General features: G+C 69.2%; 18 protein-coding genes. 15 read left to right on the top strand and 3 right to left on the bottom strand.

The features are described from left to right. Nucleotides 1-15: 15 nt before the first annotated feature. Nucleotides 16-777: a hypothetical protein gene (locus ACFULV_RS01550; protein ID WP_378651970.1), complete on the top strand. Its 762-nt coding sequence runs from the start codon at nt 16-18 to the stop codon at nt 775-777. Here the strand turns inward: ACFULV_RS01550 and ACFULV_RS01545 are convergent. Further along, a complete protein-coding gene (locus ACFULV_RS01545; protein WP_378651967.1) occupies nt 761-1,711 on the bottom strand; it encodes a GlxA family transcriptional regulator in 951 nt (316 codons plus the stop codon). The genes ACFULV_RS01550 and ACFULV_RS01545 overlap by 17 nt on opposite strands. Before the next feature lie 126 nt (nt 1,712-1,837). Here ACFULV_RS01545 and ACFULV_RS01540 point away from each other — a divergent pair, with 126 nt between their 5' ends. The 6 genes from ACFULV_RS01540 to ACFULV_RS01515 all read left to right on the top strand — a co-directional run bounded on the left by ACFULV_RS01540 (nt 1,838) and on the right by ACFULV_RS01515 (nt 9,713). Further along, nucleotides 1,838-2,782 (top strand): NAD-dependent epimerase, encoded by a 945-nt coding sequence (locus ACFULV_RS01540; protein WP_378651964.1) that lies wholly within the window; start codon nt 1,838-1,840, stop codon nt 2,780-2,782. A gap of 99 nt (nt 2,783-2,881) precedes the next feature. Beyond that, nucleotides 2,882-7,117, top strand: a complete 4,236-nt coding sequence (locus ACFULV_RS01535; RefSeq protein WP_378651961.1) for an amino acid adenylation domain-containing protein — start codon at nt 2,882-2,884, stop codon at nt 7,115-7,117. Next, the gene (locus ACFULV_RS01530) at nt 7,114-7,791 is read left to right on the top strand and encodes a DUF6875 domain-containing protein (protein WP_378632759.1); all 678 of its coding nucleotides are present in this window, start codon (nt 7,114-7,116) and stop codon (nt 7,789-7,791) included. Before ACFULV_RS01535 ends, ACFULV_RS01530 begins: the two co-directional genes overlap by 4 nt. Before the next feature lie 56 nt (nt 7,792-7,847). Further along, complete coding sequence (locus tag ACFULV_RS01525; protein ID WP_378651958.1) at nt 7,848-8,813, top strand: alpha/beta hydrolase; 966 nt, start codon at nt 7,848-7,850, stop codon at nt 8,811-8,813. A 35-nt stretch (nt 8,814-8,848) separates the two neighbouring features. Beyond that, nucleotides 8,849-9,181: a TfoX/Sxy family protein gene (locus tag ACFULV_RS01520; RefSeq protein ID WP_378632765.1), complete on the top strand. Its 333-nt coding sequence runs from the start codon at nt 8,849-8,851 to the stop codon at nt 9,179-9,181. A gap of 79 nt (nt 9,182-9,260) precedes the next feature. Beyond that, a complete protein-coding gene (locus tag ACFULV_RS01515) occupies nt 9,261-9,713 on the top strand; it encodes a VOC family protein (RefSeq protein WP_378651956.1) in 453 nt (150 codons plus the stop codon). A gap of 56 nt (nt 9,714-9,769) precedes the next feature. Here the strand turns inward: ACFULV_RS01515 and ACFULV_RS01510 are convergent, their stop codons facing one another. Further along, nucleotides 9,770-10,198: a hypothetical protein gene (locus ACFULV_RS01510; RefSeq protein WP_378632770.1), complete on the bottom strand. Its 429-nt coding sequence runs from the start codon at nt 10,196-10,198 to the stop codon at nt 9,770-9,772. Nucleotides 10,199-10,375: 177 nt separating this feature from the next. Between ACFULV_RS01510 and ACFULV_RS01505 the strand changes: the two genes are divergently transcribed. Beyond that, entirely contained in the window at nt 10,376-10,597 is a 222-nt protein-coding gene (locus tag ACFULV_RS01505; protein ID WP_378632772.1) for a hypothetical protein, read from the top strand. Between the two features lie 145 nt (nt 10,598-10,742). Further along, complete coding sequence (locus tag ACFULV_RS01500; RefSeq protein WP_378651951.1) at nt 10,743-13,340, top strand: LuxR C-terminal-related transcriptional regulator; 2,598 nt, start codon at nt 10,743-10,745, stop codon at nt 13,338-13,340. A 2-nt stretch (nt 13,341-13,342) separates the two neighbouring features. Here ACFULV_RS01500 and ACFULV_RS01495 read toward each other — a convergent pair whose 3' ends face one another. Beyond that, entirely contained in the window at nt 13,343-13,960 is a 618-nt protein-coding gene (locus tag ACFULV_RS01495; protein WP_378632776.1) for a TetR/AcrR family transcriptional regulator, read from the bottom strand. Between the two features lie 115 nt (nt 13,961-14,075). Between ACFULV_RS01495 and ACFULV_RS01490 the strand changes: the two genes are divergently transcribed. From ACFULV_RS01490 to ACFULV_RS01465, 6 genes are all read left to right on the top strand, one after another. Then, on the top strand, nt 14,076-15,449 hold the full coding sequence (locus tag ACFULV_RS01490) for a flavin-containing monooxygenase (RefSeq protein ID WP_378651948.1): 1,374 nt from the start codon (nt 14,076-14,078) through the stop codon (nt 15,447-15,449). Beyond that, a complete protein-coding gene (locus ACFULV_RS01485; RefSeq protein ID WP_378651945.1) occupies nt 15,446-16,594 on the top strand; it encodes a serine hydrolase domain-containing protein in 1,149 nt (382 codons plus the stop codon). The genes ACFULV_RS01490 and ACFULV_RS01485 overlap by 4 nt, the downstream gene beginning before the upstream one ends. Nucleotides 16,595-16,596: 2 nt before the next feature. Then, nucleotides 16,597-17,640, top strand: coding sequence for an NAD(P)-dependent alcohol dehydrogenase (locus ACFULV_RS01480; protein WP_378652414.1), 1,044 nt, complete (start codon nt 16,597-16,599; stop codon nt 17,638-17,640). An 11-nt stretch (nt 17,641-17,651) separates the two neighbouring features. Continuing rightward, entirely contained in the window at nt 17,652-19,304 is a 1,653-nt protein-coding gene (locus tag ACFULV_RS01475; protein ID WP_378651942.1) for a class I adenylate-forming enzyme family protein, read from the top strand. Between the two features lie 13 nt (nt 19,305-19,317). After that, the gene (locus ACFULV_RS01470) at nt 19,318-21,057 is read left to right on the top strand and encodes an amidohydrolase family protein (RefSeq protein WP_378651939.1); all 1,740 of its coding nucleotides are present in this window, start codon (nt 19,318-19,320) and stop codon (nt 21,055-21,057) included. 175 nt (nt 21,058-21,232) lie between these two features. Beyond that, nucleotides 21,233-21,580: a hypothetical protein gene (locus ACFULV_RS01465; RefSeq protein ID WP_378651936.1), complete on the top strand. Its 348-nt coding sequence runs from the start codon at nt 21,233-21,235 to the stop codon at nt 21,578-21,580. Nucleotides 21,581-21,585 lie beyond the last annotated feature (5 nt).

The following is a 21,585-nucleotide window of genomic DNA, read 5'->3' as shown; positions in this document are numbered from 1 at the left end:
AGGGGGCACCGCTCGATGTCAGATCCGTCCGCAGGTCAGGGCTATTCATCGCAGGATGACGGGCTGACGGCGTACCCGGACGAGTCGGCGGCGCGGGGGACCGCGAATCCACCGGTTCCCGGCGCCTATCCGCAACCGCCGAGCCAGGCCGTCCCGCAACCGCCGTACGGCCCGGTGCCGGGTGCGGTGGGATCGCCGCCGCCCTACGCGCCGCCGCCGCCCTATGGGCCGGGTGCTTCGTATCCCGGGGGTAGTGCGCCGGTGGACGCCGGGCCTCGGGTCGTTCCGCAGAGTGTGCAGATCGCGTTCTACGTGATGCTGGCGGGGGCGGTGGTCACGCTGCTCAGCATGGCCTACTCGCTCACCGTGCTCGACGAGACGCGTAGTGCTGCGCTCGACGCGTCGGGTGGGGTGTTGCGGGGAGACGAACTCGATCTTCTGGTGTACGCGAGCGTCGGCGGCGCCCTCCTGAGTTCGCTGGTGACGGTGGGGCTGTGGGTGTGGATGGCGTTCGTCTGCCGGGCGGGAAAGAACTGGGGCCGGATCACGGGGACGGTCTTGTTCGGGATCAACGCGCTGCTCTATGCCGGAGGCACGGTGACGGCGTTCGTCACCTCGACGGCGGGGATCGCGCTGGTGTTCAGCACGGTCACCCTGGCGATCGGGCTCGCCGCGGTGATCCTGCTGTGGAACCGGACGTCTTCGCCCTTCTTCGCGGCTCGGGCGCCGCAGGGCTACCAGCCCTACCCCGGCTATCCGCCTATCGCGCCGTACTGAAATTCGCGCGGTAGGTACTCGGGGAGACGCCGACCTGGCGAACCATGTGCTGGCGCAACGACTCGGCCGACCCGATGCCGCTGTGCCGCGCGACCTGTTCGATCGGCAGAGTGGTCGATTCCAGGAGTTCCCTGGCGCGGTGGATGCGCTGGCTCAGCAACCATTTCTGTGGGCTGAGGCCGGTCTCCTCGTGGAATCGGCGACTCAGGGTGCGCACGCTGATTCGCGCGTGTTCGGCCAGGTCGCGCAGGGACACGGGGGTGTCGAGGCGTTGTAGCGCCCACGTCCGGGTGGCGGAGAGGGACAGGTCGTCGTCGGCGGGTAGTGGTGTGTCGACGAACTGGGCCTGTCCGCCGGGCCGCACGGGCGTCACCACCGCGGCCCGCGCGGCGGCGTTCGCCACGGTGGCGCCGTAGTCGGCGCGAATCAGGTGCAGGCACAGGTCGATTCCGGCTGCCGCGCCCGCCGCGGTGGTCACCGGTCCGTCCTCGATGAACAGTGCGTCGCTGCGCACCTGGACGAGCGGATGGTCGCGGGCCAGCTCCTCGGCCAGGGCCCAGTGCGTGGTCGCGGTGCGCCCGTCGAGCAGTCCGGCTTGGGCGAGCACGAACGCGCCGCTGCAGATCGAGGTGACCAGGATGCCCCGGTCGACGGCCGCGCGCAGCGCCTTCAGCGTCACCGGATCCGCGTCGGCGCGGCTGCCGGTGCTCGGCACGATCACCGCGTCGGCGGTGTCGAGTACCTCGAGCCCGTGCCGGATCACGACGTCGAACCCACCGGGCGTCATCGAGGGCAGGGCCCCTGGCACGGCAGTGCAGACCACCACGCGATAACCGGGCTCGCCGTCGACCGTGATCGAGCCCATCAGCGTTTCCGGCATCGACAGATCGAAGGACTTCACCGGTGGGACAGCAACCACGGCAATGGTCTTCATGGCCTGATCCTTGGGATAGCTGGCAGTGCGGCCACTAGTTTAGCCGTCTCGCGAACGGCATCGTGGAAGGCGCGGGCGGAACTCCGCCGCCCGCATCGAAAGATGTTGTTGTGAAAGGGAATTCACATGTCCACTCATGTTGTGATCGGCCGTGGCGGCACCGCTACCGCCACCGCGTTGTCGCTGGTCGAAGCCGGGGATCGGGTACGGATGGTGAGCCGGACCGGGCTCGGCCCCACCCGTCCCGACGTGGAATTGATCGCCCTCGACGCCCTCGACACCACCGCTCTGATCGAGATCGCGACCGGTGCGAGCACCGTCTTCAACATGGCGATGCCCGCGTATCACACCTGGCCGGAAACGGTTCCGCCCCTGTTCGGCTCGATCCTGTCGGCCACCGAAACCGTCGGCGCCGACCTGGTCATGCTGGGGAACCTGTACGGCTACGGCCCGGTCGAGGGCGTCGTGTCCGAACACACCCCGCTCGCCGCGAACGGCAGCAAGGGCGCGGTCAGGGCCAGGATGTGGACCGATGCGCTCGCCGCGCACGAGGCGGGCCGGCTGCGCGTCACCGAAGTGCGCGCGGGGCAATTCCTCGGCGCGGCCGCTGTCTCGGTCTTCACCCTGTTCGTCCAGGCCGCGGTCCTGTCGAACACCCCGGTCAAGGTTCCGCAGGAACTCGACCTCCCGCACTCGTACACCGCGACCGGTGATGCCGCGGCCGCGCTGGTGGCGGTCGCGCGCGACGACCGGTCGTGGGGGAGGGCCTGGCATGCCCCGGTGATCACCACGACCGTGCGCAAGATCGCGAACCGGCTCGCCGAGCTGGCCGACGTCGCGACACCCGAACTCGCGGTGCTCACCGACGAGGAGATCACCGAATTCGCCCAGCAGGACCCGTTCTGGACCGAATTGTTCGAGACGAAACACATGTCCCATCGCGAGTTCGTCGTCGACGATTCGGCGGTGCGTACCACCTTCGGTATCACCGCGTCCAAGCTGGACGAGGTGCTCGCCGAGGTGGTCGCCGCCGACGCGGCCGCGCGGCTATCGGTGCCCGACGCGGGGTAGATGCCGTAGGTTTGCCGGGTAACCAGTCAACGGTTGCTCCGAATCCCGGGAGGCCCGGTGCGGCAAGGCGAGGATGGTATCGGCGCGGTAGATGCCGTGATGGCGGCCGAAGCTGTGCCGATTCCCTTGTCTCCCGGACAATTACGCTGGTGGGTAGCTTATCAGCTCGCGCCCGGCGTGCCCGCCACGATCGCCCTGTATCTGGATCTGCGTGGGCCACTGGACATCGCGCGCCTGCGCACCGCGATCCGCGCGGCGGCGGTGCGACTGCAGTCACCGCTCGTGCGCCTACGGCTCGTCGACGGCACACCACACCAATACCTCGACCCGGCCGTCTTCGGCGAACTCACCGAGGTCGATCTCACCGGTGCTGCCGAGGTTCCGCCGGGCGGCGGTGCGGCTCATGGTGCGGCGGTGGCCGAAGCGCTGTCGAGGATGGAGGCGGATCGCCGGGGTCGGCTGGACCTGTGTGCGGACGCGATCACTGTCGCGACGTTGTACCGCGTCGGACCCGAGCGGTGCCTGCTCTACCTGCGCAGTCATCATCTGGTGCTCGACGGTGTCGGTGCGGTGGCGCTGCTACGGCTGGCCGCCGAAAACTATGCGGAGGGAAGCAGTCTCGATCACCCGCAGCTGTTGTCGATCGAGGACCTGGTCGAGGCGGATCGGGTCTATCGGCATTCCTCGCGCGCGGTGGCGGATCGGGCTTTCTGGGCGAAAGAGACTGCGGAACTGCCGGATCCGATCGGGGTGGCCGGTATCGCCGCGCCCGCGTCGGCCTGTCCGCACCGGGTGTCGGCCTGCCTCGACGAGCGCACCGCGAATCTGCTGGCCGCCGCGCGCCGGCGTTCCGCGGCAAGCTTTCCGGAGCTGACCGCCGCCGCCTTCGCCGCGTTCCTCGCCGGAATGTCGGGCTCCGACCAGGTCGTTCTCTCGCTGCCGGTGGCCGCTCGGCCCACCGCTGCCCTGCGACGCTCGGCCGGATCGGTCTCCAATGTCGTGCCCTTGCGGCTGCGCGACCTCGGCACGGCAACAGTCGAAGAGCTGATCCATCAGGTGCGGCTGCGGGTGATCGGCGCCCTGCGTCACCAGTGCTACCGCTACGAGGACATCCAGCGCGACCGTGGCGAAACCCACTTGGCCCGAGGCGGATTCGGTCCGGTGATCAACCTCCTCGGCTTCACCGCTCCGCTGACCCTCGGGGCGGCTACCGGCCGGGCCCACCTGCTGAGCCTCGGCCCTGTCGAAGATCTCCTCGTCAACGGCTATCAACTCGGTCCCGACGACACCGCCGCGACGATCGACTTCCAAGCCAACCCGGCCCGCTACGACGCCGCCACCCTGTCCTGGTACCACCGCCTGTTCGTCGACTGGTTCGCTACGTTCCTCGCCGCCGAGCCCACCCGGCGGATTCGCGACCTGACCGCCGAATTCAGCACGCCGCGCTCGCGATTCTCCGCCGAGGACGCGGGCGTGGAACCCGGTGAGCGCGACGATGCCGGTGACATCGCAGGACGACCGGAGCTGCGCCCTGCTGCGAAATCGGTGCCGAGTTGTTCACGCACGGCCACCGGTGCGGCGACGACTTCGACGTTGAGCGAACTGTTCAGCGGGTTCGATGGGACCGACAGCGTCGCCGTGGTGGACGGTGGCCGGTCGATGACCTATCGGGAGCTCGGCGAGTCGGCGGCGCGGTGGGCCAGGGTCCTCATCGCGTATGGGGTCACGCCGGGAAGTCCGGTACTGACCGCGATTCCGAGGTCGCTCGAGTCGGTGCTGGCAGTGCGCGCGATCGCGGCGGCCGGTGCCTGCCTGACACCGATCGATGGGGGTGATCCGGATGAGCGGGTCGCCCGGATCATCGCCGGATCCGGTGCGGTGCTGGGGTTGACGACACAGGCTGCTCGCCCCGGGCGAACCGGCGATGCCGCCGGGGTCACCTGGCTGATGCTCGATGACGCGGAAACCCTGGCCCGCGTGGCCGATCAGCGATCGGACCCCGTCACCGACGCGGATCGTCGCGGCCGGCTGACCTCCGCGCACCTGGCCTATCTGATCCATACCTCGGGGACAACCGGGGCGCCCAAAGGCGTCGCGGTCACACATCGCGGCCTCGCTCCCTTGACCGGCCATCTGCTCGACCGCTACCGCACCACACCGGATTCGGTAGTGCTGCACGCGCATTCACCCGCCTTCGACGCGCACCTGCTCGAACTCCTCGCCGCGTTCGCCGCAGGCGCGCGCCTGGTGATCGAACCGCCCACGGTGGTCGCGGGCGCGGAGCTGACCGGGCTGATCGCCGAGCATCGCGTCACGCATCTGCTCACCACGCCCGCCGTGCTGGCCACCTTGCGCCCCGCCGACGTGCCGAGTCTGGCGGTGGTGGTCGTCGGCGGCGAGGCCTGCCCGCCGGAACTGGTCGCTACCTGGGCGGCCCGAGTCCGCTTGCACAACGGCTACGGCCCCACCGAGGCCACGGTGATGGCCACACAATCGGCGCCCCTGGTAGCGGGGGAGCCCGTGACCATCGGCGCACCGCTGCCGGAAGTGGTGGCGCTGCTCCTGGATCCACGCCTGCGAGCCGTCCCCGCCGGTGCGCGGGCCGAGCTGTACCTCGGTGGACCGTGCGTAGCGCAGGGCTACATCGGCGATCCCGCGAACACCGCGGCCCGTTTCGTGGCAGATCCCCGAGGTGGCGGCGAACGTGTCTACCGCACCGGTGATCTCGTCGGACCACGCGCCGACGGCGGCTACGAGTTCCTCGGCCGCATCGATTCCCAGCTGGCCGTCCGCGGCCGCCGCATCGAACCGGCCGAGGTCGAAGCAGCGCTGCTCACCGACCCTGCCATCGCCCACGCCGCAGTCGACATCGCCGACGCGGGCACCCCCGCCGCCCGGCTCATCGGCTACGTCGTCCCGACCCGAACCTCCGGCCGCCCCGATCCGCGGCAATCCTGCGCGCCGAACACCACGTCCGACAGTGCCTCGCCCCTGCCCTGCGGCTCGGACGATCCTCCCGCATCGGACACCGCTTCGGTCCTGGTCCGCGGGCCGGAGCATCTGTTCGCCTCGGGCATCACATTCGATGCCGCCGCGGCCCTCGCCCGTCTCCGCACTGTCCTACCCGCGGCCCTGGTCCCCGCCGCGTTGGTCACCCTCGACCGCCTCCCATTGACAGCCAACGGCAAACTCGACCGCGCGGCACTTCCCACGCAGCCCGCCACTCCTCACCGATCGCCACAAACCCCGCTCCAGCACCTGATCGCCACCACCTTCGCCACCGCCTGCGATCTCGAGACGGTCGGCGCCGACGACGACTTCTTCGCGATCGGCGGCAATTCCCTGACCGGCGTGAGTGTTTCGGCGCAGCTGGCCCAGTCGACGGACACCCCGATCACGGTCCGCTGGCTCTACACCGCACCGACGGTCGCCGCCCTCGCCCACCGCATCGAGACCTACCGCACCGACGCCGACCCGGGTGCCGACGCCCTCGCCACTGTGCTGCCCTTGCGCACCGGCGGGACCCACCCCCCTCTGTTCTGTGTCCACTCCGCCGTCCCGCTCGCCTGGTGCTACACCGGCCTGGCACGCCACATCACGGACCGTCCGGTGTACGGATTGCAGGCACCGACCTTGTCGGTCGCGGGGCCGGGCCGGGCCGCATCAGGTGAGCACGTGACCGCGAAACCATCGCGGCCGGACGCCCTGACCGTCGACTTCCTCGCGAGGACCTACGCCACCGAGATCACCCGCTTGCAACCCGAGGGCCCCGTCCACCTCCTCGGCTGGTCCCTCGGCGGCCAGCTCGCCCACGCCACCGCCGTCCGGCTGCGCGCCGAAGGCCGTGACGTCGCCACCCTCGCCATGCTCGACAGTGTCGTCGTCCCCGAGCACGCGGATCCACCCCCGCGCCCCCGCATGCGCGACCTCCTCACCCACCTGCTCGGCGACGAACCCGACGACGCAGACGCCCTTCCCGACCTCTCGGCGGAGCAAGCCGCCGCCGAATTGGCCGCCGCCGGAGCAACTCTCGGATCCGGGCTCACCGCTGCCCAGCTGACCCGACTGCACGAGGCCTACGCCGACGGTGTTCGTCTCTCGCACGGCTACCGCCCCGACCGGTTCGACGGCGACCTCCTCTACTTCTGCGCCACCCAGGGCATGACCGCCTTCCTCGACGCCCAGATCTGGCGGCCTTTCGTCACGGGTCGTCTCGTCGAGCACCCGGTCGACACCACCCACGCCCAGCTCACCAACGTTGATGTCGTCGCCCGCATCGGCCCGATCCTCGACCGTCACCTGCGTGCGGCCGAAACCGCGACGGCCACACCATGACCACCCTGCGCTCGACGACCGGCAGGCGCACCGCTGCCACCTGGTGGTGCGTCTACGACGACCCCGTTCGCTGGTCCGCCGAACACCCTCGAACGGCGCCGTTGCTGGAGTGGTTCGCCGACACCCTGATGCGACCGGATCCCACCCAGGGCCGGCCCGGCCCCGTCTGCCCGTTCGTCAAACCCGCTGCCGCACAACACACCCTGTGGATCGCCGAACTGGCCGGCACCGGCTCGATCACCGAGGCCGTCGACGACGCCTTCGACCTCTACCGCACCCTCGACCACACCCCAGCCGTTCTGACCGTCTTCCCCGACCTCGACGACACCACCCGCATCGACGCCGCCCACGCCACGCGAAAGAGTGACATCGTGCGCGCGGGCGCCATGCTCGGCCAGTTCTATCCCGGCTGCCCGGTAGCGGGCCTGTGGAATCGCGACTACCGCCCGCTGCACGCCCCGCTGCCGATGCTGGTGATCCGTCCGATGATGAACACCGATTTCCCGTTCCTCGTCGGCGAACCGGAATGGCTCTCGGCCTACCTCGCCCGGCACGCGCCCGGACTCCCGCGCAAGCTCCGCGCCACGATTGCGGACCGGATGCACGTCCCCGATGCGGGACCCGCCTCGATCACCGGGCTGCGCGCGCATTTTCCGGATGAACACGCACAATAGGGACACGAACCGCCCAATGCCGGACATTAGCGGGGTCATGCGGCACACTACGTCGCATGCGTCGGCTTGTGTGCTGTCTGCTCGTCCTGCTCGGCTGTGGAATCGTCGTCTCGCCCGCGGCATCGGCGGAGTCGGGGATCCTCGATGTTCGCCCGCTCGGCGGCCGGCAATTCGAGGTGGTCGTGTACTCCGCGGCGATGAACCGCCCGATCACCCTGTGGATGTCGCATCCCGGGTCCGGTGCGCCCGCGCTGTATCTGCTGAACGCGGTCGACGGTGGCGAGGGCGGCGGGCCGTGGATGCGGCGCACCGATGTGGTCGACTTCTTCGCCGACAAGCCGGTGAACGTGATCGTCCCGATCGGTGGCCGCGCCAGTATGTACACCGACTGGCAGCGCGACGACGGCGCGCTGGGTCGCAACAAGTGGTCCACCTTCCTGACCGAGGAACTTCCCCCGCTGCTCAACGATCGCTTCGGCATGACCGGCGCCAACGGCGTCGCGGGCCTGTCGATGTCGGCCACCTCGGCCTTGAATCTGGCGATCGCGGCGCCCGGCCTGTATCGCGCGGTCGGTGCCTTCAGCGGGTGCACGCAGACCAGTAATCCGCTGGCGGAGACGCTGGTCCGGTCCCAGCTGGCCACGTTCGGCGCCGACGCAACCAACATGTGGGGCGTCCCCGGCGACCCGGCGTGGGCGGCCAACGACCCGACTCTGCACGCCGACCGCCTGCGCGGCACCGCCATCTACCTGTCCTCGGGCAACGGCGCTCCCGGCCCGCACGAGGCCTTCAACGATCCGAGCATCGCGGGCAACGTCGGCGTCCTGCTCGACCGGCTGCTGGTCGGCGGCACCATGGAAGCCGTGGTCGGCAGCTGCTCGAGCCCACTCGCGGGACGCCTGGCCCAGCTCGGCATCCCCGCGGACGTCCGCTTCCGCGCCGGGGGCACCCATGCCTGGCCGTACTGGCAGGACGACGTCCACGATTCCTGGCCGATGTTCGCCGCCGCCCTCGGCATCTGAGCCTTCTTGTCGGTGGCTCGGCGCACACTGAGCCGATGGCATACGACGAGGAACTCGCCGAGCGGATCCGGGAGATCGTCTACCCACGGCCCGATCTCGACGAGCGGAAGATGTTCGGCGGTCTCGCCTTCCTGATCGGCGGCAACATGGCCGTGGCCGCCAGTGGCAAGGGCGGGCTGCTGGTGCGGGTCGCCCCGGCCGAAGGCGATGCCCTGCTCGACGGATCGACGATCACGCCGATGGTGATGGGCGGACGCGAGCTGCACGGCTGGCTGCGCGTGGCCCCCGAAACGGTCGACGACGACACCGCACTGCGGGAATGGGTCGAACGCGGGGTGGGGTTCGCGCAGACCCTGCCGCGAAAATAAAGTTCGGTGGATGTGTCGAAGGGCGGTGCGCGGCTCCGACCAGTGGGTGAAGCAAGCCACTCACCCCAAGGAGCACATCATGTCCGTCAACACATTCCTCTGGTTCGATGCCGACGCCGAAGCGGCGGGCCAACTCTATGCCGCGACCGTCCCGAACTCGCGCGTCGTCGAGGTCACCCGCCAGGGCGACGGTTCGGCCTTCATCGTCACCCTCGACCTCGACGGCCAGGCTGTCACGCTGATGAACGGCGGCCCGGGTCACCCGCACAGTGATGCCGCCTCGCTGCAGGTGATCGTGGATACCCAGGACGAGATCGATCGGCTGTGGGAGGCGTTGACGAGTGGCGGCGGCGCGCCCGGTCCGTGCGGGTGGCTCACCGACCGCTTCGGGGTGTCCTGGCAGGTCGTCCCGGCTGTGCTGCCCAAGCTGATGGGTGGCGAGACCGATCGCGTCATCGCCGTCGGCACGGCGCTGCGCTCGATGTCCAAGCTCGACATCGCCGCCCTGCAACAGGCCTACGACCAGGCCTGAACGCGCGAACGGCCGCCGCGGGGAGAGGTTCGCGGCGGCCGTCGTCGCGGGTGGGGCTAGCCGGCCGAGCCCGACAGCAGCCCACCCAGATCAGCGGAACCGGTACTCGTGCCACCGCCGGGGTTGGTCGGCTTCGGGGCGACGGTGATCGTGACGGTCTTCGAGCTGATGAGCTCCTGCACCGCCTTGATCTCGTGCGCGCCGGTGGTCTTGGGCGTCCAGGTGATGGTGGCCTTGCCGTCGGCGACCGAGACCGGCTCGCCGATCTGGGTGCCGTTGTCGGTGAAGGTCACCTTGAACAGGAACGAGGTGGCGGTGACATCGGCGGTCACGGTGTAGGCGGTATCCACGTAGTGCGTGCTGCCGCTCACCGCGATCCCCTGCACGAGCGCGGATGCCTGGGGTGCTGCCAGCACGGCGGCCGCGGCCACCGCGGTGAAAGCCGTGAGTCCGAAACCGGCACGCCGCGCCTGGTAGATCTTCATGATGTTCTCCTGTTCGCGCTGATGATGAGCGCGACATTAGCCACCGGAGCGCCACCGCGTCCCGGAAACTGAAATAACCATGTTTAAAAATGTTTCGGCCGGTGACGTCGCAGGTGGCAAGCGAATTCACCCGGAGCGGATGAGGCACCCTCGGCGACCGGCCGCGACACTGGAACCATGTCGACGTCCGGCCCGCTGCGCTATCAGTTCGTCATCGAGGGCGAGCTGTCCGAGCGTGTCCTCGCGGCCTTTCCCGAGCTGCGCCCCAGCTCGCATTCGCCCACCGGAACCACCACCCTGTTCGGTCTGGTCGCCGACAGTACGGCCATGCGTGGCGTGATGGCCCGCATCGACACCCTCGGCCTCACGCTGCTGAGTATGTCCCAGTTGCCCGACTGAGCATTCGCCGACGAGTCGACGTCGATCTGATAACGAGCGATCTCACTTTCCCTCGCCAGCAACCGTACAGCCGCTGATTCGCCTACCGTCGATCTCGGCGGAGGTCGGCCGCCACGCGGTGAACAGCGTGTTCAGGAGGGTGAAGATGGCTTCGTCGTCGGGTTCTCTGGACTTTCACGGTGGCGGCTCGGTGATAGCTGTGGCGGGTCGGCCCGCCGGTCTTCCCGAGCTGTCCTTCGCCCCGGTTCGATGCAACGAGGCGTTCGCCCGCCTGGATCGGGCGCAGGCAGGCGTCGGGCAGACGGTGCTGCTGTGCGGCCCCGCGGGCAGCGGGAAGACCGTCGTGCTGGTCGACTGGGTGCGCCGCCGGTGCTCGGCCCGCGTCGCGTGGTCGACCGTCGCCGAACAGCACGGATCCGATCTGCTGGCCGACATCGCCCGAACACTCGAGCCGATCCCGGATTTCGTCCCGACCGGGATGCTGCACACGCCGATGGACCGCGCCGTGGACCTCGTCGCCGCGCTGGCCGACGTCGAGCCGACCGTGCTGGTGATCGACAACGCCCACCTGCTCACCGACCCGCTGCAACTCGCCGGCCTCGAATACCTGCTCACACACCTGCCCGGCCAGGTCACCGCGGTGATCGCGAGCCGATTCGACCCGCCGCTGCGTTGGCACGCCCTCGATCTGGCGGGCAGGCTCACCCGGATCGGAGTGCCCGAACTCGCGTTGTCGCCGGATCGGGTCGCTCAACTGCTGGCCCAGCACGGGTGCCGACTCGACGACGCCGAACTCGCCGTGGTCCAGAATTTGACCCGTGGCTGGGCCGCGCTGGTCCGCATCGCGGCGATCTGCCTGTCGGCCGGCGGCACCGACCGCGACACCGCCCTCGCGGCGCTGGCCCGCCCCTCGCACGCCGTCGCCGACTTCCTGGTCGCCGAACTGCTCGCCGCGCTGCCCGCACCCACGCTTGAATTCCTGCTCGCCACAGCGGTTCCCGAGCAATTCTGCCTGCCGATGGCCGAGGATCTGGTCGGCGGCGACGCCGCCCGCATCCTCGACGAACTGCTGCGCGCGAACTTCCCGCTGCACACCGTCGCCCACGCGGGCGAACTCTGGCACACCTACCATCCGCTCCTGCGCGCCTACCTGCTCGCCGAGGCCGCGTACACCAGGCCGGAGCACCTGCCCGACTGTCATCGCCGGGTGGCGGCCTGGTTCACCGCGGCCGCGATGCCGGGGCCCGCGCTCGGGCATGTTCTGGCCGAGCCCGGCACCCCCGGGCTGGTGCCCTTCCTGCGCGACTGGGGGTTGCGCATGGTCCTGGACGGCACGGGCCACGCCCTGCTCGCCGCCCTCGAAAATCTGTCCGAACACGACACTTTCGTTCGCCTGCTGCGCGCGGCCGTCGCGGTGGAGTCGGGCGATATCGCCGCCGCAGAGGTCTATCTCGAAGCCGCCCATGTGGGCCCCGAATCGGCCGCGCCGGTGGTGCCCGCCGAGTGGGTGGCCGCTCTCGATCGCGCTGTGAGCGCGGGAGTGGCTGTCCTGGTGGGTGATTCGTCCTCGATGCGCTGGCCACTGCCGCCGGTGACCGGCCAGCCCGACCTCGACTGCTATGCCGCACTGCACTGCGGCATCGCCGAGATCTACGGGGGCGAGATCGACAGCGGCGCGGCGTCTGTGCGCCACGCGATCGTGCACTCCGAGCAGACCGGACTGGGTCGCGTCGCGGTCCGTGCCAGAACCGCGACGGCCGGGGCAGCCGGGATGGCGGGCCGGCTCGGTGAGTTGCGCGCGCTGGCGGTCCAGGCGATCGACTGCGCCGAACGCTACCAACTGGCCGGCTCGGCCGAAGCCGCTCCGGCCAGGGTGCTCGCGGCCTATGGCGCCTATCAGCAGGGCGCGGATTTCGAGTGGCCGCCGTCGGGTCTGCCCTGGGTCGCGGCCGACGAGACCGTGGTGCCCGCGCCGGTGCGTCAGGTGGCGATCATGACCGGGGTGCTGATGTTCGCCGACGCCGCGGATCGGTCGGCCGCCGCGGTCGCACTCGCCAAGCAGCTGCACCGCCTGCTCGACGAATCGCCGACGCTGTACGGCACCGGTGAACTGGTCACCGACGTGCTGTGGCTGCTGCTGCGTGTGCAGGCCAGGGCCGACGCGCAGCAGTTGATCGATCACGCCACGCGCGTGCTCGGCCGGACCCCCGAGATGGCTGTCGCCGAAGCGGGACTGGCGCTCTACGCCCATCGCCCGGCCGTCGTGCTGACGGTGCTGGAACCGCTGCTCGCCACCCCGCGCTGTTCCTCGCGCTCGCTGGTCGCGGCGTGGCTGCTGGTCGCGGTCGCCGCCGACCGCCTCGATCGTCCCCGCAAGGTCGACGACGCCTGCGAACAGGCTCTCGCGCAGGCGTCGACCGAACAGCTGACGCGCCCGTTCCTCGACGTGCCGGAGGCTGCCGAACTGCTCGCCCGCATCGGCTCGCGCTTCGGCCAGTACGCGGCGCTGGTCGACCGTATCCGTGCCCACCGCGGCGCCACCGCGGGCGCACCGCAACTCACCGACACCGAACTGGTGGTGCTACGCCAACTTCCCTCGGGCATGACCGCGGGCAATATCGCCACCGACCTCGGCGTCTCGGTGAACACCGTCAAAACGCACCTGCGCGGCATCTACCAGAAGCTCGCGGTGAACGCGCGCGCCGAAGCGATCGCCCAGGCTCGCGTGCTCGGCCTGCTCTGATCTCAGTCCGGCGCCTGCAGGGCCGGAAACCAGACATCGGTGAGCACCGCCGCGGCCTGAGCGGCCGAGACGTCGATGGTGCCCTGCATCGCCCAGCGGGTGAAGAACCGCTCGAGCTGGGCGACGAGCAGTTCGATCCGCAGGCGGGCCTCGTCGCGGCGGTGCTCGGGCCAGCGGGCGAGATAGGCGGGCATGGTGTCGGCCAAGGTCATGATGCCCTCGCGCGCCACCGCGCGGAATTCCGGTTCGAGCGCGGTGGCCTCGTCCCATGCCGGGAGCATGTCCTTGTTCGTGAAGAACCAGTCGATCGCGCGAGTCATCCAGTCCGCGAACGACTCTCGGGAGCCGATGGTGAGTACCCGGTCCAGGTCGGCGTAGAAATCCCGGACGCTGGCGAGGGTGCCTTCCTGGGCGATGGCGCGCAGCACCTCGCCTTTGCTCGTGAAGTGCAGGTAGAAGGTCGCCCGGCTGCAACCGACGGCGGCGGCGATGTCGTCGACGCGGACATCGGAGTAGCCCTGCGTTTCGAACAGGGTGCGTGCGGTCTCGACGATCCGGGCCTTCGTCAGGCGCTTCTGTTCCTCGCGGAGCGATCCACGGCGGGCGGGTTCGGTCGTCATGCGGCCATCTTAGACGATCAGCCCATTCACTGGACACGATGTCTAGCGAGACGTTATCCTGTGGTCCACGTCACCGGCATGGTCATCGATGACCGAGGCCGCTCAGGAGTTGTGCATGGATACACGCGAATTACCCAAGGTCTGCGTCATCGGCGCCGGACCTTCGGGTATCACCGCCGCCAAACGGCTTGCCGAGAACGGAATTCCGTTCGACTGTTACGAGGCGTCCGACGAGGTCGGCGGCAACTGGTACTTCAAGAACCCCAACGGCATGTCGGCTTGCTATCAGAGCCTGCACATCGATACCTCGAAGTACCGCCTGCAGTTCGAGGACTTCCCGGCCCCGGCGGATTGGCCGCACTTCCCGCACCACTCACAGCTGCTGCAGTACTTCAAGGACTACGTCGACCACTTCGGCCTGCGCGACAGTATTCGGTTCAACAGCCTGGTCACCTCGGCCGAGCGCGACGACGCGGGCCTGTGGCGGGTCACGACAGCGGCGGGTGACACCGAGGTCTACGACGCGCTGATCGTGTGCAACGGCCACCACTGGAATCCCCGATTCCCGGACTACCCCGGCGAATTCGACGGCGTGCTCATGCACAGCCACGCCTACAACGACCCGTTCGACCCGATCGACATGCGCGGCAAGCGGATCGTCGTGGTGGGCATGGGCAACTCCGGGCTCGATATCGCCTCGGAACTGTCCCAGCGGTTCATCGCCTCGAAGCTGTTCGTCTCCGCCCGTCGCGGCGTGTGGGTGCTGCCCAAGTACGTCAACGGGCAAGTGGGCGACCGGGCGTCGATGCCCGCGTGGATTCCCGACAAGATCGCGCTCAAGCTCAAACAGCGCTTCGTGCGCAAGAACCGCGGCGAGATGTCGACCTACGGACTGCCGACGCCCGATCACGAGCCGTTCGAGGCGCATCCGTCGGCGAGTGAGGAATTCCTGCACCGGGCCGGCTGCGGTGACGTGGAGTGCAAGCCCGCGATCACCCGATTGGACGGCGACACCGTGCATTTCGCCGACGGCACCAGCGAGCAGGTCGACGTGATCGTGTGCGCCACCGGCTACCACATCAGCTTCCCGTTCTTCGCCGACGCCGAGTTGGTGCCCGATGCGGCCAATCGGTTCCCGCTGTTCCAGATGATGATGAAGCCCGGCGTGGACAACCTGTTCTATCTCGGCCTGGCCCAGCCGATGCCGACGCTGGTGAACTTCGCCGAGCAGCAGAGCAAGCTGGTGGCGGCTTACCTGACCGGCCGCTATCACCTGCCCCCGCGCGAGCAGATCGACGAGGTGCTCGGCGCGCAGGAGGCCAAACGCGCCGGACGCTATTACGATTCGCCCCGCCACACCATCCAGACCGAATTCGAGCCGTACGTGCGCTCGATGACCAAGGAGCTGGAGCGCGGCGCGAAACGTGCCGCCGCCGCCGGCAATACGTTGCCGGTGCCCGCTCGGGTGAGGGCCGAGGTGGCGCGATGAGCACCTCCTCGGGCTTCTGCCGTGACGAATTCGCCGGTGTGCGTGCGGCCTTCGACGAGCACCTCGCCTCCGGCGCCGAACTGGGCGCCGCCCTGTGCGTCACCGTCGACGGCGACCCGGTGCTCGACCTGTGGGGTGGCTACGCCGACCCGGAGCAGAGCACCGCGTGGGCGGCCGACACCCTGGTGAACGTCTTCTCGGTCACCAAGACGATGACGGCGCTGTGTGCCCTGCTGCTGGTCGACCGTGGTGAACTCGACGTCGACCAGCGGGTTGCCCACTACTGGCCCGAATTCGCGGCGAACGGCAAGGCCGACATCGAAGTTCGGCACCTGCTCTCACACACCTCGGGTGTCTCGGGCTGGGACAAGCCGATCGTGCTGTCCGACATCTACGACACCGATGCCGCCGCCGCCCGGCTGGCGACACAGGCACCTTGGTGGGAGCCGGGCACCGCCTCGGGCTATCACGCCATCAACTACGGCCATCTCGTCGGCGAACTCGTGCGCCGCATCACCGGTCGTTCACTGGGCACGTTCTTCGCCGGCGAACTGGCCGGGCCCCTCGGCGCCGATTTCCACATCGGCACCGGTCCCGAGCACGCGGACCGGATCGCCACCCTGGTGCCGCCGGAGATGCCGGACTTCGACCTGTCGACCCTCGATCAGGACAGCGTGCTGATCAAGACGCTCACCAGTCCCTGGCTGGAGGTCTCCGAAACCGCGACGCCGGCCTGGCGCGAGGCCGAGATCGGCGGCACCAACGGGCACGGCAACGCGCGCTCGGTGGCCCGCATCCAGTCGCTGATCGCCAACGGCGGCGAGCTGAGCGGCAGGCAGTTCCTCTCGCCGGCGACGATCGAGCTGATCTTCCGCGAGCAGGCCGACGGCATCGACCTCGCGCTGCTGGCTCCGCTACGTTTCGGCATCGGCTACGGGCTGCCACGACCGGAGACGTTCCCGCACATCCCCGACGGGCGGGTCTGCTGGTGGGCCGGGTACGGCGGCTCGATGGTCGTCAACGACCTGGATCGCCGAATCACCTTCGCCTACACCATGAATCGCATGGCCACCGGACTGATCGGTTCCGATCGGTGCGACAGCTATCTGAAGGCCACGTTCGACGCGGTAGGAGACACCCGATGACCATGCGCGCGATGCAGTTGACGGCCCCGGGCACCCTCGAACTCCGTACGGTGCCGGTACCCGAACTCGGCCCCGGCGATCTGCTGCTGCGGGTCGGCGCGGCCGGAATCTGCCATTCGGATTCGTTCGTGCTGAGCCTGCCGTTCCCGATGAGCGAGAAGCCCTTGACGTTGGGCCACGAGATCGCCGGCACCATCGAGGCGATCGGCTCGGGGGTGCAAGGTCGCAGCGTCGGCGAACGCGGGATCGTGTACCTGTGCTGGTCGTGCGGCGAATGCCGGGAGTGCCTGCGCGGCAACGAGAATGTCTGCCTGGCCGCCGGTCGCACCGCGATGCCACCGTGCCCTGGCCTCGGCCCCGACGGCGGCATGGCCGAGTACGTCCGCATTCCGGTGCGCTCGTTCGTACCGATCGCCGACGAACTCGACTTCGCCCACGCCGCGCCGCTCGCTGACGCCGCCCTGACCCCGATGCACGCCATTCGCGGCGCCATGGACCAGCTGTGGCCCGGCGCCACCGCGGTCGCCATCGGCATCGGCGGACTCGGCCACGTCGCGATCCAGCTGTTGAAGACCCTCACCCAGACCACCGTGATCGCGGTCGACGTGGACGCCGACAAGCTCGCCCTGGCCACCGAATGCGGCGCCGACATCGTGCTCAAGGCCGACGAGAACACCGCGGCAACGATCTTGGAGCTCACCGGCGGACGCGGTGCGGAGGCGGTGTTCGACTTCGTCGGCGCCGACCCCACCGTCAAGGTCGCCGTCGAATCCGTCGCCCCCAACGGCGCTGTCCGGCTGGTCGGTCTCGGCGGCGGCGCCACCGGCATCGACGCGGGACCGGCGGGCGGACCCGGACTGCCCTGGGGCGCCACGGTGCGAAAGTCCTACGGCGGCACCAGGTCCGACCTCATCGATGCCGTGGCTCTGGCCGCCGCGGGCAAGCTCCGCGCCCAGGTCGAGCGGTTCGACCTGGCCGACGCCCGCACCGCCTTCGACCGACTCGACTCCGGCGCGATCCGCGGCCGCGCCGTCCTGATTCCCTGATGGAGAAGAACATGACCGATGCTGTAGACCCACAGGAATTCGTGGCCAAGGTGGCGGCGGGCCTGACCGCGCCGGGCGCGCCGTTCGAGATGACCGTCGAACCCGTTCTCGGCGTGCCGATTCCGGTCCTCGCCCATCGCCGTGCCAACCTGCGCGAACTACTGGAGCACTCGCGCAAGTGGGGCGAGCGCGACTACCTCGTCACCGAGGACCGCCGGATCTCCTTCACCGAGCACGCCGCGGCCGCGGGTGCGCTGGCCACCGCGCTGGCCGCCAGGTACGGCGTCGGCAAGGGCGATCGCGTGGGCATCCTGGCCGCCAACGGCCCGGACTGGGTGATCGCGTTCTGGGCCGCGCAGTGCCTCGGCGCGATCCCGGTCGGCTACAACGCCTGGTGGGCGCCGCCGGAGATCGCCTACGGGCTGGGCCACACCACCCCGACTGTCGTCATCGCCGACGCGAAAAGGGCTGCGCTGCTCGCCGAGACCGGCACCGACCTGCCCGTCTTGACCATGGACGAGGATCTGCCCGCCCTGATCGCCGAGTTCGGCGGCGGCGAGATCCCCGGTACGCCGGTCGCCGAGGACGATCCGGCCGTGATCCTCTACACCAGCGGGACCAGCGGCAGGCCGAAGGGGGTTGTCCACTCGCAGCGAAACATGGTGGCGATCAGTGACTATCACCGTTTCACCGACGCCATGCTGGCCGCGTTCATGGGGCAGGAGCCCGGCGACGCCCCCAGCGATCGCCGCTACCTGGTCACCGCGCCGCTGTTCCACATCGCCAGCCTGCACAATCTCGTCATCCCGCGTCTGCTGACCGGTGCGGCGGCGGTGTTCCCGCACGGCGCCTTCGAAGTCGGCCGGGTACTGAGCCTGGTCGAGCGCGAGAAGGTCACCAACTGGGCGGCGGTGCCGACCATGGCCTCGCGTCTGCTGGAACACGATGTGGCCCAGCACGATCTGTCGTCGCTGAGCGCGCTCTCGCTGAACTCCGCGCCGTCCTCGCCCGCGCTGCTCGCCAGCCTGCGCGAGAAGATCCCGGCCCTGCAGTTCTCGTTGACCACCAGCTACGGCCTCACCGAGAGCGGCACCGCGGCGACGGTCGCCACCCCGCTGGACCTGGCCGCGGACGACGCCTCGGTCGGCAGGCCGATCATCGGGGTGGCGGTGGAGATCCGCGACGCCGAGGGCAACGCGGTCGCCGAGGGTGAAGAGGGCGAGATCTGTATCCGCAGTCCCTACGTGATGCTCGGCTACTGGAACGACGACGCGGCCACCGCGGCCGCGATCGACGACCAACGCTGGTTGCGCTCCGGCGATTTCGGCACGATGGACAACGGCAGGCTCACCGTGTCGGGCAGGCGCACCGACCTGATCCTGCGCGGCGGTGAGAACGTGTATCCCACCGAGATCGAGAACGTGCTCGTCCAGCATCCGGCCGTCAGCGACTGCGCGGTCTTCGGCGTCGCCCACCCCGATCTCGGCCAGGAAGTGGCGGCGATCGTCGTCGCCGAACCAGGGGCGGTGGACCCGGAGGACCTGCGCGCTTTCGTCGCCGATCGCCTCGCCTATTTCAAGGTGCCCGCCCGGTGGCGGATCACTTCGGACGCGCTGCCGCGCAACGCGACCGGTAAAGTCACCAGGCGCGAGCTCGCGATCTAAGAGGGGTCACACCATGTTCGACAGCATCATCAAGGGTGCCCGTTGGTTCGACGGCACCGGCGCCCCGTCCGCGGTTCGTCACCTCGGTATCACCGACGGCAGGATCGCCGAGATCTCGGAGACCCCGCTCGACGAGACCGGCTGCTCCCGCGTCGTGGACGCGACCGGCAAATGGGTGATCCCCGGCATCATCGACATCCACACCCACTACGACATCGAAGTCCTGCTCGACCCGTCGCTGTCGGAGTCGGTGCGGCACGGCGTCACCACCGTGCTGCTCGGTTCGTGTTCGCTCTCGACCGTGCACGTCGACGGCGAGACCGCGGGCGATCTGTTCGGCAGGGTCGAGGCCATCCCGCGTCAGTACGTGGTCGGCGCGATGAACGACGTCCAGACCTGGAGTACCGCAGGCGAATACGTCGACGCGCTCGAACAGCTGCCGCTCGGGCCCAACCTGGCCGGCTTCATCGGCCACTCCGATATCCGGGCCGCGGTGATGGGGCTGGACCGCTCCACCCGCAAGGACGTGAAACCGTCCGCGCAGGAGCTGGCCGAGATCGAGCGCATGCTCGCCGACGCGCTCGACGTCGGCTTCGTCGGAATGTCCTCGCAGCAGCTGCTTTTCGACAAGCTCGACGGCGAGACCTGCCGTTCGCGCACGCTGCCGTCCACCTACGCCAAGAGCAAGGAACGCCACCGGCTCAACACGATCCTGCGCAAGCGCGGTCGCGCGTTGCAGGGCGGACCCGACATCACCAACCCCAAGAGCCTGGTGTCGATGGCGGTGTCGAGCATCGGTCTGTGGCGTAACGCGCTCAAGGTGAGCCTGCTGTCGGCGGCCGATGTGAAGGCGGTGCCGGGCGCGTCCAAGATGTTCCCGGCCGTCGGCAAGATCATCAACGGGCTCGACGGCAACTTCCGCTGGCAGCATCTGCCGGTGCCGTTCGAGGTGTACTCCGACGGCATCTCGCTGCCGGTGTTCGAGGAGTTCGGTTCCGGCGCGGCGGCTCTGCACCTGTCCGACCACATCGACGAGCAGCGTCACCTCATGCAGGACGAGCAGTATCGCCGCACCTTCCGTAAGGACTACGACAACAAGTACGGCCCGCGCGCGTGGCACCGCGACTTCTTCGACGCTGACATTGTCGAATGCCCCGACGAGACCGTCATCGGCAAGACCTTCGGTGAGGTCGGTGTCGACCGTGGGGGCCTGCATCCGGTCGACGCGTTCCTCGACCTCGTCGTCGAACACGGTGACAAACTGCGCTGGCGCACCACCATCTCCAACCACCGACCCGAGGTGGCCGACGTCCTGGCCGCCGACCCGTCGGTCCAGCTCGGCTTCTCCGACGCGGGCGCGCACCTGCGCAATATGGCCTTCTACAACTTCGGTCTGCGCCTGCTTCGTCGCGTCAACGACGCCGCGACCAGCGACAAGCCGTTCATGACGGTCGAGCACGCGGTGCACCGCCTCACCGGCGAACTGGCCGACTGGTACGGCCTGGACACCGGCCACCTGCGCGTGGGTGATCGCGCCGACGCCGTCGTGATCGACCCCGCCCACCTGGACGAAACCCTGGACGCCTACGCGGAGAGTCCCCTCGCGATCTTCGGCAACCTGTCGCGCATGGTCAACCGCAACGACGACACCGTCACCGCGGTCTTCGTCAACGGCCGCTACGTCTTCGGCGAGGGTGAAGCGGATCCCGTGCTCGGCACCGAACGAGTGGGAGCCTTCCTGCGCGCGGAGTAGGACCGCCGCCCGGCGCTCGCCGCGTCCGGGTACTCGCTGCTGGGTCGTCGCGCACCCTGACCCGGTGCGCGACGGCCCAGCCCCGATCTGCGACCCTCACCTGATGACCGGGCGGCGGTCGACCCGAACCCGGTCGTCGCCGCCGGCCTACCTCACATCAGCGAGAGGACTCGATATGTCGGACGCGAAACGGATCGCCTGGGGCAAACCGCGTCATCCCACCGACGCCGACCGCGACGCCCTCCGCGAGGACCTGCTCGCCAAGGCACGCGCCGTGCGCGGCGACGGCTGGGCCGACCACCGCGCCGAATGGCCCGCCGGTCAGGTGGCTGTGGTCGCCTATGTGCTGGGCGACGCCGAAGTCCTCGCCGAACTCGAGGAGAACGAGAGCACCGTCCTGAGCCGCTACGCCGCCGACCTGTTCGGCTTCGTCGGCGGCCGCAAGGACAACGAGAAGGGCCTCGTCGGCACCCAGGCCTGGTTCGACGCGGTGCGCAAAGCCCTCGGTAACCCGGCGTCGTGATCACC

The sequence above is a fragment of the Nocardia sp. NPDC057272 genome (assembly GCF_042668615.1).
Classification (GTDB): Bacteria; Actinomycetota; Actinomycetes; order Mycobacteriales; family Mycobacteriaceae; genus Nocardia.
The sequence above is the reverse complement of the archived record's forward strand: the minus strand, read 5'-3'. Positions and strand labels throughout refer to the sequence as shown.

Bases quoted from the DNA above. Each gene is read 5' to 3' on its own strand.
- ACFULV_RS01535 (WP_378651961.1), top strand. From the start codon at position 2,882: ATGGCGGCCGAAGCTGTGCCGATTCCCTTGTCTCCCGGACAATTACGC.
- ACFULV_RS01540 (WP_378651964.1), top strand. From the start codon at position 1,838: ATGTCCACTCATGTTGTGATCGGCCGTGGCGGCACCGCTACCGCCACC.
- ACFULV_RS01490 (WP_378651948.1), top strand. From the start codon at position 14,076: ATGGATACACGCGAATTACCCAAGGTCTGCGTCATCGGCGCCGGACCT.
- ACFULV_RS01475 (WP_378651942.1), top strand. From the start codon at position 17,652: ATGACCGATGCTGTAGACCCACAGGAATTCGTGGCCAAGGTGGCGGCG.
- ACFULV_RS01465 (WP_378651936.1), top strand. From the start codon at position 21,233: ATGTCGGACGCGAAACGGATCGCCTGGGGCAAACCGCGTCATCCCACC.
- ACFULV_RS01510 (WP_378632770.1), bottom strand. From the start codon at position 10,198: ATGAAGATCTACCAGGCGCGGCGTGCCGGTTTCGGACTCACGGCTTTC.
- ACFULV_RS01515 (WP_378651956.1), top strand. From the start codon at position 9,261: ATGTCCGTCAACACATTCCTCTGGTTCGATGCCGACGCCGAAGCGGCG.
- ACFULV_RS01530 (WP_378632759.1), top strand. From the start codon at position 7,114: ATGACCACCCTGCGCTCGACGACCGGCAGGCGCACCGCTGCCACCTGG.
- ACFULV_RS01550 (WP_378651970.1), top strand. From the start codon at position 16: ATGTCAGATCCGTCCGCAGGTCAGGGCTATTCATCGCAGGATGACGGG.
- ACFULV_RS01495 (WP_378632776.1), bottom strand. From the start codon at position 13,960: ATGACGACCGAACCCGCCCGCCGTGGATCGCTCCGCGAGGAACAGAAG.
- ACFULV_RS01500 (WP_378651951.1), top strand. From the start codon at position 10,743: ATGGCTTCGTCGTCGGGTTCTCTGGACTTTCACGGTGGCGGCTCGGTG.
- ACFULV_RS01525 (WP_378651958.1), top strand. From the start codon at position 7,848: ATGCGTCGGCTTGTGTGCTGTCTGCTCGTCCTGCTCGGCTGTGGAATC.
- ACFULV_RS01545 (WP_378651967.1), bottom strand. From the start codon at position 1,711: ATGAAGACCATTGCCGTGGTTGCTGTCCCACCGGTGAAGTCCTTCGAT.
- ACFULV_RS01485 (WP_378651945.1), top strand. From the start codon at position 15,446: ATGAGCACCTCCTCGGGCTTCTGCCGTGACGAATTCGCCGGTGTGCGT.
- ACFULV_RS01505 (WP_378632772.1), top strand. From the start codon at position 10,376: ATGTCGACGTCCGGCCCGCTGCGCTATCAGTTCGTCATCGAGGGCGAG.
- ACFULV_RS01480 (WP_378652414.1), top strand. From the start codon at position 16,597: ATGCGCGCGATGCAGTTGACGGCCCCGGGCACCCTCGAACTCCGTACG.
- ACFULV_RS01470 (WP_378651939.1), top strand. From the start codon at position 19,318: ATGTTCGACAGCATCATCAAGGGTGCCCGTTGGTTCGACGGCACCGGC.
- ACFULV_RS01520 (WP_378632765.1), top strand. From the start codon at position 8,849: ATGGCATACGACGAGGAACTCGCCGAGCGGATCCGGGAGATCGTCTAC.